Source organism: Paraliobacillus sp. JSM ZJ581 (assembly GCF_044383835.1).
Classification (GTDB): domain Bacteria; phylum Bacillota; class Bacilli; order Bacillales; family Amphibacillaceae; genus Paraliobacillus.
The window spans coordinates 1-14,997 of the sequence record NZ_JBISEP010000040.1 but is presented as its reverse complement, the minus strand read 5'-3'; the positions used below and the strand labels follow the sequence as shown (position 1 = coordinate 14,997).

The 14,997-nt window shown below is 34.2% G+C and carries 12 protein-coding genes, 1 pseudogene and 1 riboswitch; all 13 genes and pseudogenes read right to left on the bottom strand.

From position 1 onward, the window contains the following. Window positions 1-102 precede the first annotated feature (102 nt). Window positions 103-306, bottom strand: a pseudogene (locus tag ACH6CY_RS14850) (YwqH-like family protein); the annotation flags it as partial. Window positions 307-318: 12 nt separating this feature from the next. Next, a complete protein-coding gene (locus ACH6CY_RS14845) occupies window positions 319-516 on the bottom strand; it encodes a hypothetical protein (protein WP_374068101.1) in 198 nt (65 codons plus the stop codon). 12 nt (window positions 517-528) lie between these two features. Next, window positions 529-4,974: a type VII secretion protein EssC gene (gene essC, locus ACH6CY_RS14840; protein ID WP_374068100.1), complete on the bottom strand. Its 4,446-nt coding sequence runs from the start codon at window positions 4,972-4,974 to the stop codon at window positions 529-531. A gap of 109 nt (window positions 4,975-5,083) precedes the next feature. Next, entirely contained in the window at window positions 5,084-6,307 is a 1,224-nt protein-coding gene (essB, locus tag ACH6CY_RS14835) for a type VII secretion protein EssB (RefSeq protein WP_374068099.1), read from the bottom strand. Between the two features lies 1 nt (window position 6,308). Next, window positions 6,309-6,593, bottom strand: coding sequence for an EsaB/YukD family protein (locus ACH6CY_RS14830; RefSeq protein ID WP_374068098.1), 285 nt, complete (start codon window positions 6,591-6,593; stop codon window positions 6,309-6,311). Then, on the bottom strand, window positions 6,583-7,086 hold the full coding sequence (essA, locus tag ACH6CY_RS14825; RefSeq protein WP_374068097.1) for a type VII secretion protein EssA: 504 nt from the start codon (window positions 7,084-7,086) through the stop codon (window positions 6,583-6,585). The genes ACH6CY_RS14830 and essA overlap by 11 nt, the downstream gene beginning before the upstream one ends. A 291-nt stretch (window positions 7,087-7,377) precedes the next feature. Next, window positions 7,378-7,674 (bottom strand): WXG100 family type VII secretion target, encoded by a 297-nt coding sequence (locus ACH6CY_RS14820; RefSeq protein ID WP_374068096.1) that lies wholly within the window; start codon window positions 7,672-7,674, stop codon window positions 7,378-7,380. 402 nt (window positions 7,675-8,076) lie between these two features. Beyond that, entirely contained in the window at window positions 8,077-8,613 is a 537-nt protein-coding gene (locus tag ACH6CY_RS14815; protein ID WP_374068095.1) for a DinB family protein, read from the bottom strand. A gap of 313 nt (window positions 8,614-8,926) precedes the next feature. Continuing rightward, window positions 8,927-11,215, bottom strand: a complete 2,289-nt coding sequence (gene metE / locus ACH6CY_RS14810; RefSeq protein ID WP_374068094.1) for a 5-methyltetrahydropteroyltriglutamate--homocysteine S-methyltransferase — start codon at window positions 11,213-11,215, stop codon at window positions 8,927-8,929. Window positions 11,216-11,261: 46 nt separating this feature from the next. Beyond that, the gene (locus ACH6CY_RS14805) at window positions 11,262-13,103 is read right to left on the bottom strand and encodes a bifunctional homocysteine S-methyltransferase/methylenetetrahydrofolate reductase (protein WP_374068093.1); all 1,842 of its coding nucleotides are present in this window, start codon (window positions 13,101-13,103) and stop codon (window positions 11,262-11,264) included. Between the two features lie 162 nt (window positions 13,104-13,265). Further along, window positions 13,266-13,454 carry a DUF2292 domain-containing protein gene (locus tag ACH6CY_RS14800; RefSeq protein ID WP_374068092.1) on the bottom strand — a complete coding sequence of 63 codons (189 nt, stop codon included), beginning with the start codon at window positions 13,452-13,454 and terminating at the stop codon, window positions 13,266-13,268. A 140-nt stretch (window positions 13,455-13,594) separates the two neighbouring features. Then, window positions 13,595-13,697: riboswitch (SAM riboswitch) on the bottom strand. A 211-nt stretch (window positions 13,698-13,908) separates the two neighbouring features. Further along, a complete protein-coding gene (locus tag ACH6CY_RS14795) occupies window positions 13,909-14,202 on the bottom strand; it encodes a YwqI/YxiC family protein (RefSeq protein ID WP_374068091.1) in 294 nt (97 codons plus the stop codon). Further along, window positions 14,203-14,628 (bottom strand): DUF5082 domain-containing protein, encoded by a 426-nt coding sequence (locus tag ACH6CY_RS14790; protein WP_374068090.1) that lies wholly within the window; start codon window positions 14,626-14,628, stop codon window positions 14,203-14,205. Between the last annotated feature and the right edge of the window lie 369 nt (window positions 14,629-14,997).

Genomic DNA, 14,997 nt, shown 5'->3' with positions numbered 1-14,997 from the left:
ACTTTTTCAATGGAACAAGAAAATATTTGATTTTGATTTCAAACATGACTTAATTAGGAAGTATGAATAATTCAGGTAGAAACTTCTTTCGTCATTTTAACTTTACTCCTTCTCCGCTTGAGATATTTGCCAATTCAAAGAATTAATTGATTGGCGCAAGCTACTGATACTAGATAGATAAGAAGATCTTTGGGATTCATACCTGCGAATATCATCATCCATTGTATCCTTTGCATTTTCTACTTTTCTCACATATGATTTAATACTATCCTTGTAGCGATCATATTTATCTTCAAATTTGTTTTCCTTTTCACCTCTCTAACTACTTGAGCTTATTGTGAAACGTTTGATTGATCCATTTACTGAACGAACATCGGATAAAACAGATGATAACTCACTCCTTGCATGTTTCAAACGTGCTATTTTTTCTTCTGTGTCATCTACTAAGGAACGTTTAGAATATAATTGATTTGAAACAGAACGCTTGCTATATCGAAGGTAGCTTAATGAACTCATCTAAATTCCTCCTCATCGTGGTACTTTTATTTTTATATGTTGATGATCTCTTGCGACATAAGCTTCAAAAGCTTGCGGATATGTTTCTTTACGTATAAATGGTTGGCTAAAAATGTCCTGATCCCCCAACCTCATACTAACTAAACCAACATTAGCTAATTTTCTAACCGCTTTTGCCGTTTTTTCAAAACTCGTAGCAATATAGCTTGAATCACCACAGACAATAAAATGAACATCTACTAATGGACCCTGTTCAAACAAAGTAGATACCTCTTCTTCAAGAATATGACTTCTTTCAGCAAAATCCTTTAAATCTTTAATTAATATTATCCATTTGGTTCCGTTGTGATCTCCTTTTGTGCGTTGGCTAATTTCTGCTAAAATATTCTTTTTAACTGTAATAACCCCATCATCATCAGCAATATAAGCATGCATTGTTGAAGCAACCGATTCAAAGGATCTATCGATCGTGTCAATAATCATTGTTTGAAAAGGATCTATTAATAATGTCATGCTCTTCGCTACGGCATTGGTCATTTTATCAAGTCCATCCTTCCGATCACTAACAACAGTTAAAAACCCTTCTTTTTCTAGATCAAATCCTAGTGGGGAAACTGATTCAAAGTCTAAACCAAGTGGTAATTGATTGGACTCAACAAGCTTCTTCGTTTTACGCTTTTGTCTAAACACTTCAAATTCTATTGCACCTTCAGGCATCATTGGAATTTCTTCAGGTACATCCCCTTGCCAGTGATTATCCATTTCTTTTGCTATTTGTTGTATATTCTCTATAATCTCCAACGTGTCTTCCCCATTAGCAGGAAGCATTGTTTGGAACAACGCAGGATTGTCTAATTTAATAATACCTCTACCTGCCAGCTCTTCGATTTCTAGATCAGTCTTACCTACAATTGTGCGTACTTCAACATCATCAATTACATAAAGTGCCACTTGACGTTTAATATTTGATAACAGTGGCATTCGCAGCGAACTTTGTCTACCTGCACTAATCGCTAAATGGATACCAACGCTTGCTCCTTCTCGTGCCATTTGAGTAATTAATTTATTAAAATCATCCCCAAAATCTGCATCTTTAACAGAATCATAATTATCAATAGCAATAAACACATTTGGAATAGTCTCACCACTTGCTCGTTCATACATTGACATATCCGCAACACCAAATTGACTTAATTTCTTTTTACGTTCAGTAATTAAACCTGTCATTAATCGTATCCATTTCTCTACCTTCTCTACCTCATCAATTAAGATAGTGTCTGCGACATGTGGTAACTGCTTTAATGGTAAAAGTCCGTTTGTACCAAAATCTAATAAGTAGATATGTAAATGCTCAGGAGTATGTTGACGAACTAATCCCATTAACATACTTTGAAGAAATGTTGATTTACCGTAACCAGGACTAGAAAAGACAGCAATATGACCATCTTTGCTTAGATTCAGTGTTAATGGCCCTTGTTGTTGTAATTCTGGTTGATCTAGCATACCGATCGTTACCTCCAACGGCTTTTTAGCATCTCCCCACGCAACCTTGAAATCGAGAGTATTTAAATCTTCTGAATAAATCCGTTCAGGTAATGGAGGTAGCCACGGCCTAGGTAACGGCTTCACTTGGTGTACTTCTGTATAATCATGAATATAGTCAATTACCGTGTCGAGCTCTGTAGGAACACTGCCAACCGTTTCTTTTTTATCTAAACCGCTTAGATCTTGAGTTAAGATCGTATACTGTCCTAAATCATTAATTGCATAAATAGTTGTGTCTACATAGTTTGAGTCCTCTTTATCAGGGACATAGTCCGCACCACTCCACGCACTTTGAAATAATTCATAAATTTCATTGTTACCAACCTGTAAATAGGCTCGTCCAGGTAACGTAATTTCTGCAGCATCAGGTGTTTTCAACACTTCGTTAGAATCACTCGCGTTTTGAACCTTTAATGCTAATTTAAATTTAGAGTTAGACCAAATTTGATCATCTACTACACCACTTGGTTTTTGTGTAGCCAGGATTAAATGAATCCCTAAAGAACGACCAATTCTCGCAGTCGATACAAGTTCTTTCATAAAATCCGGTTGCTCTGCCTTCAACTCAGCAAATTCATCAGAAATTAAGAATAAATGAGGCATTGGCTCACTAGCTTTTCCCTGTTTATATAGTTTTTGATATTGATTAATATGGTTAACATCATGCTCACCAAATAATCGCTGACGCTTTTGTAGTTCTGCTTTAATAGAGGCTAATGCACGCATTGACTGTGCACGCTCTAAATTTGTAATAGTCCCAAGTAAATGAGGGAGATTTTTAAATAAATTAGCCATACCTCCACCCTTATAATCAATTAATAGGAAAGACACTTCATAAGGATGGAAGTTCACTGCAAGTGATAAGATATACGATTGAATAATTTCTGATTTACCCGAACCAGTCGTACCAGCTACTAAGCCATGAGGCCCATGTGCTTTCTCATGTAGATTAAGGTAAACCATGTCATCAATACCACGAAGTCCCAAAGGTACGGCCATTGTTTTATATGTTTCATTCATCAACCAACGTTGTGAAATATCTAACTCTTCCACTGTCTCAACACCGTACATCTCTAAGAACGTAACACTTTCAGGAATAGAATTTTTTAAGCTTTGTAAATGATTTAATGGTGCTAATCCACGAGAAATCTCCTCTTTATTAAACTTTTCCGGAAAATGATCTGGTTTAAAATGCTTATTAACCAGTTCACCTTGCTCTAATAAAATGTTTCCATTTTTGGAGTCGCGTATATCTATAACCGTATCAACATGCTCCGGAAGTGACTGCATGACATTTTCAACGAATACAAGTGATACACCTAAATTAATCGGATCTTCGTTGAAAAATTCCATAATAATATGATCTAAAATAAGTTGTTCATGTGTAATTAAAATGACATAATGCGGAGTAAAAATAGTTTTTTCATTTGAATTGGCTTTTTCATCTAGCATCTGTTTTCGTTCTTTTAACACTTGATAAATGGAATGTAATACTTGATCTCGAGATCGTTCATGGTAAACGAATCCACGAACATTCAAGTCTTGTAATTTCGCATGTGGCAACCAACGCATCCAATTCCAACTATCTTTTTCATCCTCAGGAAAGATCGTAATAAATTGGACATCATGATAGCTATGAAACAAAGCAAGTTGTGTAACTAATAATTGTAGTTGTTCAACGACTAGTTCACGTTGACCAATATAACCAACTGGCCCTTTAGTTAAAGAGGTCACAATAGGTACATTGGAGAGTGTTTGGAATTGTGATCGTAAAGTTCTGGCATTGTCAATGAGTTCGTCTTTTTCTTGAGTAAATTCTTCCTCTCTAAACTCGATATCAAAGCTAGCATTTATATTACCTAATCCTGCTCGAAAGTGAAGAAAATCATGCTGATGCATTGTTTTTTCATATATACGTGCATTAACTTCTAATGCCATTTTTCGTATAGCTTCTACATCTGGGTAATGATACGTTAAGGCGTAACGTTGTTCTTCTGATGCTCGGTATAATTCTTTGGTTTTACGATCTAAATAAGCTTGATATGTTTCATTGCGATGCCTCATGTCTGCTTTGTATTTCTTTACATTTTTAATATAGGACGTAATGGCAAATGTAATCGTTGTAAACGTCATTGCCATCATGACAATAATATAAATTCCTCTCGGTTGTATTAAAGATATAATGATGAGAGCAGCAACCATAACAAGTGGTGGAACAATCGTTCTTGCCAGTTGTTCACTTGGCTTACTTGGCTTATTTGACGGCTTGGCAATTGTCTTTTTCTCTTCTCGATCACGGTAAATAATTCGAGGAGAACGATGATAATCCGGATAATTAGGACTAAATTGCTCTTCTCTATTTGTAAGCAATACTAATTTGGAAGTAATCGTTCGTTCTGATGGAGTCACCTCAATTTCGTCATTTCGTACAACTACTCTTACCCCATCAAAAAAGAGTTGATCACCATTTTCTATATAATCGTTTCCTTTGGTAGCTGAAAAGTTATGATATACTATTCCGTTATGAATCTCGAAAATAAAGCCAGCTTTTTCTCGAAAAAGAAGAATCTCAGTTTCAACACCTTCTATTACAACATCATCATATTTTTTTTGGCTAATCGTAATTGACTCTTTTGCTGCAATATCGTACAAATACGCTTTATCCTTATCCATCAAATATAAAAGTATCGTTTCTCCATTTGATAGCGGAATTTCTGCTATTTCATTAATTACTTGCTCATTAACATGACAAGCAGAGCCATCCCACACGATTGAAATAGACTGATCTAGTTGAGGAAACGTAATATGATCAGTTACACGATTACCTAAAGTAATGTCTTTAGGTGAGTCATCTGGTAATTCAATTTTTTGAAGTTGCTCCCCATAATTGACTAAAAGTGTTATCTTCCCCATTGAATTCTCCCTCTCTTAACTTAGGCCCATACATTTCTTTAGTAAATTTGTTACCTCACATACGTTGATCTACTATTTTTTTCTATAACAGATCAATTTTTTGTTTATTTTACTTTGCATTCTTATCATCACCTTGCTCTTCAATGTCGGGTTTATTTTCTTCTTCATTATTGATTAAATTATATTCCTCACGATAGGTTTGAAGCTCATTTTGGAGGTTATCCACCTTGTCATCTCTTTCCGAACCACTTAATTCTGGATCCTTCTTTACTTGCTCAATTTGTTTGATTAGCCCATACATAATTAATTGGGGATCATCTATGTATTTTGCTACATCCATCGCTTCTTTAAAATCACCTCTACCATTGTAAATCCAATACAACAAGTATTCTTGGTCACTTTTTACATTAATATTATTTAAAATAACAGTTTTCTTATTATCAGACAGTTCTTCCTCTGACACATATGCATAAGCTAACGTATACTTTGTTGCATCTGGAAGCTTTTCTGCATCAATATTAGATAATGTTTTAATTAAACTCTTAAATTCCAAAGCTAAAAATTTTTCATGGGCATTTTGTAAACTTTCCTGGTAAGGAAGAGTAACAAATCTAAAATAAATAAGAGGCCCAGCCAATAGCACACATAAAACACCAAAAATAAATGTAAGCCGTTTAAATAATACGAAACGCTTGGTCGGCACTAATTCCATTGTTTTTTCTGTTTTTTGTTGCTCAGCTATGTACACAGAATCTAAATAATCTATCATTGACTTTAAGTTGTCTAAATTCTGTACTTGTTTTTCAAATTCTGTATCTTTTGGTTGTTCTAATGCACCATTATACAATTGATCAAATGTTAATGTATTTGAAAGTAATGCAATACTAAAACATTTTAATTGATTTAAAAAAGCTTGCTCCCCTAATTCATATGGAGGAATAAGCTCACGAACTCCACGGTATATAATATGTGGCATTAGATTGTCATCGAATAGTATATTGTCCGGATGAATGAAGAAAGTCATTCGAGACGTTATAAATTTGTTTAAATGAGTAAGGTTACATAACAATCGTAATTTTTCATTACGATGAAGTTTTTTTATGTCGTCCCATTTCTTCATTCTGGGATTAACATGAAATGAAAAAAAGAAAGCATCCCCTTCTTCTTTAATGTCTAATGGTACGAATACTTCTTTAGGTGCTTTTGTTAACAAACGTAATTGGTTAGCATCTTTCACACGAGTTTGTGATTTAGCTAAATATAATTCCTTTTTGTCTTCTAATACCGTGAACGGAAGTGATAAGTTATCCATTTCAACTATTTGGTCTTTCATGTTAAATTGCCCCTTCTTCTATTGTAGACGCTTTTCTACAAAGAATTGTTAATATATCACCATCAGAAACGGGATAATCTGTTAATATATCATCATCAACGAGAATAATACCTTTTGTTTTTACTTTAATTGCAAAATTTATTATTTTTTGATCTATTTTTAATATATCCATAACATAGATTAACAATTTTTTCACTGATATGTGAACGGGTATCCTCAAGTCATAGGCCTTTTCTATACCACACTCACTTAAATCAAATGTAATATCGATATGACTATTTTGCATTGGCCTTTCTCCTTTTCGATAGCTTATTTAAAAAGATATGAACAAACAAATAAATAAGTAATGTAATAATAACCCATCCAACAAGCTTTAAAGTTAAACGTCGATTTTCAGTTTCTCGGTCTAGCGCATCTGTTATAACAGGTGCCTGATAATCATCTGAAAATAGCATTTCTTTCGTATCATCCATCATTTTGTTTTTTTCCATTTTCCTATTAAATATATCTTCTTGTATCTGATCAAATGAGCTCTGATTTGCCTCTTTCACAGAAAAGATCACATCAACAGTTTCTTTTTCAAACAACTCGGGAAACTGTTTTTCTAGCTCTGTTTTGTGAGTTTTTTGTTCTATGTCTAATTGCTCTTCATTTGTTAAGCCAACATTCCGATCACTCACTTCATTTGAGTTTTTACTAATTTCCGCCAAAACGAACGTAGGAAATACAACAAATAAGCATAAAAAAACTATTGTGAAATTTATACATCTATTACGCATATTTCATTACCTCAATTACCCTACTTCTATAGTAGTTTATAGAAAAAATCTGCTTTAAGAATAAATAAGTCTTTGCCAACTAACATAAAAGACTTTTGGAGTTGTAGCGCTTTCTCTCCCATTAAAAATCGTATTTTATCTAACAGTCAAACACCTTACGTTATAACATCAATACAATGTGAAGCATACTTTTTAGAGAAAGTCATAAATATGAGCTACACAATAATTTGTATTGTGTAGCTCTATATAATCTATAAAATAAAAAGTCTATTGCCTTTACTAATAGATTTTTTATCGCAAACCGAAATTTTGAGATAGAGCTTCATCCTGATCTTGTACTGCTTGAGCTGTATTTTTCAACTGCCCTTGAATCTCCAACAATAATTGAGAGAAATTTTCTACTTTTGGCACAAGTTCCAAAAATTGATTATCGAAACTTTCAAATGATCGCCCTTCCCACTCCCCTCTTAATTGCTCTTGAAGATTTTTTAATTTTCCTAACACTTCATTGATTTGGTCTGAACCTTGACCATAAACCTCAGCTTTAGATTTTAACTCTTCTGGCGACATTCTAATTTGCCCTGCCATATTATACCTCTCCTTTACATATTTTTATAGGTAAAACACTTTTACCTTCTTTAGCCATAATAATAGAATATTTTAGCAATATAAGTCAATCCAAAGCACTGAAATCCGGCATAAAACAATACTATATACCTAGTATGATTAAATAATTAAGATTAATTGTATTTGTTCCTAAAAATAAGTTACAAAAATCAGGTCACTGACTCTCGCGTCGTCGTATTCGGTAAATGATGAAGCAGGAACTTGTTTCATCATTGACAGCAACACAATTTAACCTCAATTCTAGTTTATTCATACTATAAAAATACCATATATTCTATTTTTATTAAATCTTTTCAAATAATATCAATTTAATTTTTATAATACATTTAGTTTATTTTGTAGTATCATAGCATGCATTAATAATTAAAGTTTGCCAAAATAATATTTCTGACATAGTAAAAAATGGTGTTTCTCATGTATGCCCAGCAAATCAATACATTGGATTAAATTAGGGTTGTTTGCAACTGGATCTGGGAATCGTATATGTCCTGCCACATCGTCTGTAATGTTTGAAACTATTTGCTCCAAATAGTTTGTTTCTTTGTCTATTTCTTCTAATAACCATTCAAAATTAACACCCGACTCTATCCCTTTAGGAGGAACTAAAATAAATGGTGCTTTCATCCCTCTCTGATATTTGTCGTTAAATTGTTCGTATATATCGTAACTATGAACGTTATACGGTTTATTTTTTCTTAAACTAGCAATCGGTTTCGATAAAGGGATATAAATCATACTCAGTCTTCGAAACCATTTCATCATTAAATATAAATGGTAATACGTTTCTCCCCATGACCACTTATCTTTATATGGTCTATTCCATTCTTTATCTCTAAATTTCATAATCTCTTTGTTCATTTCTTCTCTTTGTATATAGAGTTTTTGAAAATGCTTCTTCATAGACAAACTGTTCACAATATCTTCCTTTCTAAAAAAAGTATGTAAAATGTTGACATTTCGAAATCTTGATGTTAATTTATCAAAATATAGACTAGTCCTTTTCGCTCCCTTTATTTGTTATATGTATTTTTTACTTATTCACATTTATTCGACAAACAAAATGTTCATCCCTTTTTATTTGTGTAGAAATAGTGTCTATCCATTTGCTCATCTATTATCTTCGTGTACGTCTGGCTTTGAATGTTTATTAAAAATAGTGGATACATGGATAATAAAAAGACGCCCCTATCACAATTAGAGCGCCTTTCTCTCATTATTTTTGTATAGCTAGTTGTTCACTTCTTATTTCTTTTGCCGCTTGAACCATTATTTGAAGCGCACGAATGGTCTCTTCTTCCTTACGCGTTTTCAATCCACAATCAGGATTGACCCAGAACTGCTTTGGCGAAATGGTTCGTAATGCTCGATTGACATTCTCCTTCACTTCTTCTACAGATGGAATTCGTGGACTATGGATATCATAAACACCTAACCCAATATCCTTAAAATAGGTATTATCCTCAAAGGTAGAGACAAGCTCACCGTGACTTCTAGACGTTTCAATAGAAATAACATCTGCATCTAGTGCATCAATGCAATCAAAAATATCCTCAAAGTTGGAATAGCACATATGCGTGTGAATTTGTGTTTCAGCTTCAACCGTTGCTGTAGCTAAACGGAATGCATAAGCTGATTCCTTTAAATAGTCAGTCCATTTTTTAGAATCGAGTGGTAATCCTTCACGTAGTGCTGGCTCATCAACTTGAATAATTTTAATCTGATTTGCCTCTAATGCTTCTATCTCTTTTTGTAATGCTAACGCAATTTGTTTCATTACTTCATATCGTGGCGTTGTATCATGAACAAAAGACCAATTTAAAATGGTCACTGGACCAGTTAACATTCCTTTTACCGGTCGATCGGTTAATGATTGGGCATAAACACTTTCTTTAATCGTTATTGGTTTATCCCATGATACATCTCCGAAAATGAGAGGTGGTTTAACACAACGCGAACCGTATGACTGAACCCAACCATATTCCGTTACAGTAAATCCATTAAATTTTTCTCCAAAATACTCAACCATATCATTACGTTCAAATTCTCCGTGTACAAGCACATCAAGGTCTAATTCCTCTTGCAGCGCAATCCAACGTTTAATGTTATTTTCCACAAATGTTTCATACGCTTGATCTGTTATTTCATCATTACGCCATTTAGTTCGTGTAGCTCTTACTTCAGGCGTTTGAGGTAAACTTCCGATCGTGGTAGTTGGTAACAAAGGCAAGGCTAAATGCTCACGCTGTTGTTTAATTCGTGTTGAAAAATCTGGACTTCGCTCCGCATCTGCTTCTGTTAAACAAGCAACGCTGTTTCTAACTGCATCATTTGAGCGATAAGTAGCTTGTAATCTGGCTAATGCCTCGTTCACTTCATTTATTTCGTTCTGGATCGTTCCACGTCCCTCTCGTAATCCTTTCGTTAGAATAGAAACTTCTTGTAGCTTTTCATCTGCAAAGGACAGCCCCTCTAAAATAATCGGATCCAATTTTTGTTCTAATGTTTTCGTAACAGGTACATGCAATAAAGAAGCAGACGGCTGAATAATTAATTGATCATCACTCACAAAATAGTTAATCGTCTCTAGAATAGTAATTTTCTCTTCTAGGTTAGCACGCCACACGTTACGACCATCCACCACTCCTGCAACAAGTGTTTTATCTTTTGGAAAACCATATGTTTTTAACAGTTCCAATGAATCTCCATGAACGAAATCTAGCCCAATAGCTCTTACTGGGAGCTTACTAATTCTCTCAAAGTGAAATACTTTTTCAAAATAAGTTTGAAAAATAACATTTAAGCCTGGCACTTCTCTTGCAAATATTTGGTAGACTTTTTCAGTCGCTTCTAATACATCCTCCCCTACTTCCGTAGCAAAAATTGGCTCATCTATTTGAACCCATGTTGCACCAGCATCTGCTAGCTGTTGTAGAATTTGTACGTATAAAGGTAAAAACACATCAACTAACTCATTAAACTGTCTGTCTTCAAAACCCTTCGATAATTTCAAGTAAGTGATCGGTCCTAAAATAACTGGTTTCCCATCAATATCTAGCTTTTCTTTCGCTTCTTTATAGTATTTAAGTGCTCGATTTTCCACAAGCGAAGGTTTCGCATCATTCAACTCAGGAACGATATAATGATAGTTTGTATTAAACCATTTTGTCATTTCTGATGCGATTACTTGATCCACACCACGCGCCATTGCAAAGTATGTATCAACATCGACCTTACCTCCAGTGTAGTCATATCGATTCGGTACGATCCCAAATCCAACAGAAGTATCTAGGACATGGTCGTATAACGAAAAATCACCAACAGGGATCAAATCGATTCCTTGATTTTTCTGTTTTCGCAGATTAGTTAGACGTATTTCATCTGTTGTTCGAATTAATTCCTCTTCTGTTATATTTCCATTCCAGTACGCTTCAAGCGTTTCTTTCCATTCTCTCTTCTCTCCAATTCGTGGGTAACCTAAGTTTGAACTTTTTATTTTTGTCATACCAAATCTCCTCCATTATATTTTTTACTCTATTACAAATCTTTTTCTATGTTGTCACTTCTTGTTCTTTGGCTGTCAGACTTGTTTTCTCTTGGATATACTCCACCAGCTTCACACATATGTCGTATCGCATAAATGGAGTAATTAAATATATTCCATTAAAGTGTTCCAATGCTGTGTCAATTAACTCTTTTGATATGGAAATACTTTCCTCCGTTGATGCCGCTTTGCTACCTACAGTTGCTCTCATTCGTTCTCGCACTTCATCGGTCAATCTAATTCCTGGAACTTCATTATGCAAAAATTCAGCATTTTTAGTTGATGTTAATGGCATAACTCCTATAAAAATGGGGACTTCTATATGAGCGGTTGCTTGTTTTAACTCAAAAATCGCCTCTGGGCTGTAAATTGGTTGTGTTAAAATATAGTCCGCCCCACTGAGCACTTTTCTTTCTAGTCGTTTTACCGCCTTTTCTACGATTTTCACATTAGGATTAAAAGCAGCAGCTACATGAAAAGCAGTTTTTTCTCTTAATGTATTACCTGAAAAAGAAATTCCATTATTACTTTTTTTAATTAACTCAATTAATTTAAATGAATTAACATCGAATACAGAGGTTGCTCCAGGGAAATCACCAATCTTGGTTGGGTCTCCGGTTATCGCTAATATTTCTGTTATGCCGAGTGTGTGTAATCCCATTAAATGTGATTGTAAGCCAATTAAATTTCGATCACGGCAAGTTAAATGGACAAGTGGTCTGATACCATGTTTTTGTAATAATGTTGCCATCGCTATATTGCTAATTCGAGGACTTGCTAATGAGTTATCCGCAAGTGTGATGGCGTCCGCTCCTGCTTCTTTTAATGCCTTTGCCCCTTGAATATACTCGGTAAGATCTAAATGCTTTGGTGCGTCTAATTCGACAATAATCGTTTTTCGTTTTTTTGCCTTTTCTGCTAATGATTCGTTCCCTTTTTTTCGTTGTGATATTACTTTAATTTCCTCTTGAACAATAGCTTTTTCTTTAATCGGTTTAAGATTTTTCATCCCTATAGCAAGCGATCTAATATGCTCTGGTGTCGTTCCACAACAACCACCAACTAGACGAGCACCTTGGTTCCTTAAATCAAGTGCACATGATTCAAAATAGTTCGGTTCATTCTTATAATAAAGAACGCCATCTCGATAAGCCGGTAAACTTGCATTCGGATACGTTGCTAGAAAAGCCTTATCCAAGAGGGGAACAGATTCTAATGATCGAATCATTTGCGATGGACCAAAACGACAATTGACACCAACGACATCGGAACCAAGCGATTCTAGCTGTTTTAAAGCTTTTGAGAGAGGCAAGCCATTTTCCAACACTCCAGTCTCATGCATGGAAACATTCGTAATAATCGGTAAATCGGTCTCTTCACGCGCAATTTCCAAAACCGTTACTAGCTCATCAAAATTGTAATACGTTTCTAAAATAAGCCCATCTACCCCTTCTAAAAGCAAACAATATAATTGTTCTCTAAAACTACGTTTAATTTCTTCCGTTGATTTTACTATCGTTTTAGTACCATGAATTCCACCAATACTCCCCAAAACGTACGAACGCTTATTACTTGCCTTTTTAGCAATTTGGACCGCTGTTTGATTTATTTTTTTCACCTGTTCTTCTAAACCGTATCGAGCAAGTTTAATATAATTAGCACCATAAGTATTCGTTTGAATCACATCCGCGCCAGCAGCAATATAAGCTTCATGTATCTGCTGAACTTGAGTAGGGTGCGTAAGGTTTAATGCTTCAAAACTTCGATCAACACCATGGGAATATAAAATAGTCCCCATCGCTCCATCAGCAATCAAAATCCTTTCTTTTAAAGATGTTAATAAATCCAAACTTACTTCACCTCCACTATTTAATCGCCTTCACATCATTGTTTTATCTCTTTGATAATCTAATTACTCTCTCGTTTATGCCAAAAATAAAAGGCATCTCACACGCTATCAATCTTATGATTGAATAGAGTGGAAGATGCCTTTAGTTGTCTAATCGGCAAATCATTTATTTTTCTGTAGTTTACGTTCTTTTTGAGATGGTTGTATACCTTTTTTTTGGAACCTTTTTTTCTCGGTTGAATCAATTTGCGTAATGTACCCATCATGTACAGTCAAAACAATTGATCCATAATCAATGTCTTGCAAAATATGATTTAGATAATCTAACTTTACTTGATCAAGCTTACCCATTTCTCATCTCCCCTTCTAGTATTGTAAGTACAAGTTTCAAATATGTCTCACTTGTAAAGCTAATGCCTTTAAAAATACACCATAAAAAATCCTCTTCCTATAAAAGATAAGAAGAGGATGGATGTATGCATCTATATCTCTTCTTATCTTTCAGGCATAAAGCTTGCTGGAATTGGCACAGTACTAAAAAAGTCTGCTGCCGAGGCTTCGTTGGGCCAGTCCCTCCACCTCTCTGGATAAGAAAATTCAGTTTTATTTAAATTGTAGAGATTACTTTACACTTAAATTCATATATTGTCAACTGTCATTTTGCTATTATGGAGTAATGTAATTGGAATCTCCCTGTTTTCTTAGAAATTCCCTTTTATTATCGCCATATATAATAAAGCTTAAAAACGGGTAAAAAGCTACTCCCATTATTACTTCCCATACATCATTTATACTTTAATATCATTCACCTGATCATTGATTCATCTTGCTCTTTCAGTTTCTTTACACTTCTTTCCGTATCATCAATATTGCTTCTGACTATCTCTTTATATTGAGTAAATAACTGATGAATCGATTCTTCACGTTCTAACCACTCTTTTGTGAAATTCAATTGATTTCTCCCATAATTATCATCAGGCTTAGGAAACTTCAATTGGTTTAAACGCCATATTGCTTGATCCAATTGTGACTTAAATAGATAAAATGGTAGCTTTATTTCTTTCCCACCACTACTGCTTTTATTAAATGTTACGAACATTTAGAACAACCTACCTTTTAATTCACTTATCTTTCTACTAAACGCATCTATTGCATCCTCTCCCTGCTGAAGCAACGAATCAGCTTGATTTGCAATCGTACTAGCAAACTCTAAAGAACTTTTTTGCAATTCAAACTGTTTTATTTTCCAATTAATGGTTGTAACGTAGGAGTCATAATTGTGAATATGTTTTTTAATTGTTTGATATGCTTCATCACGAGACGTATAAAATTCCTCTGCTTTTAAACTTACCCATCCCTTTTTCAAGCTAGGGTTTTTTATTGTTTCTACAGCGGACAACGCATCGTCTTGTTCATCAGTAATTAATCGTTTTGCTCGTTTTAATCGTGATATTTTTTCATCTATCTCTGAAGACCTGCTAGAAATTACATGGAAAGCATTATTAAGAAAGTCACTATCTGACAAAGTTATCACATCCTTATTCAGTATATTATATCGATTATTTAATAGTTTATTATAATCATAATATAACAAATAAATCCATTCAAACCATTACTATTTGTAAAACTGGGTACATATTACCATTTTTCTTTTGCTTGAAACAGTTTAATTATGAATGTAAATTGCACCTTCTCATCATGTAAACATAACCTGAGATGCTATTCTTCAACGAGTGCAATAAAAAATTCAGCTATTTTTTATTAACATGACTATTTAACTGTGTTTTATTTTCCCATTTATATGTAAAATAGTGTTACCTATACTTTTTTGACAAAGAGAGGGATGACATGGACAAGATCTTAGATTCAGAAAGCTTACTTGATGTGATGAATG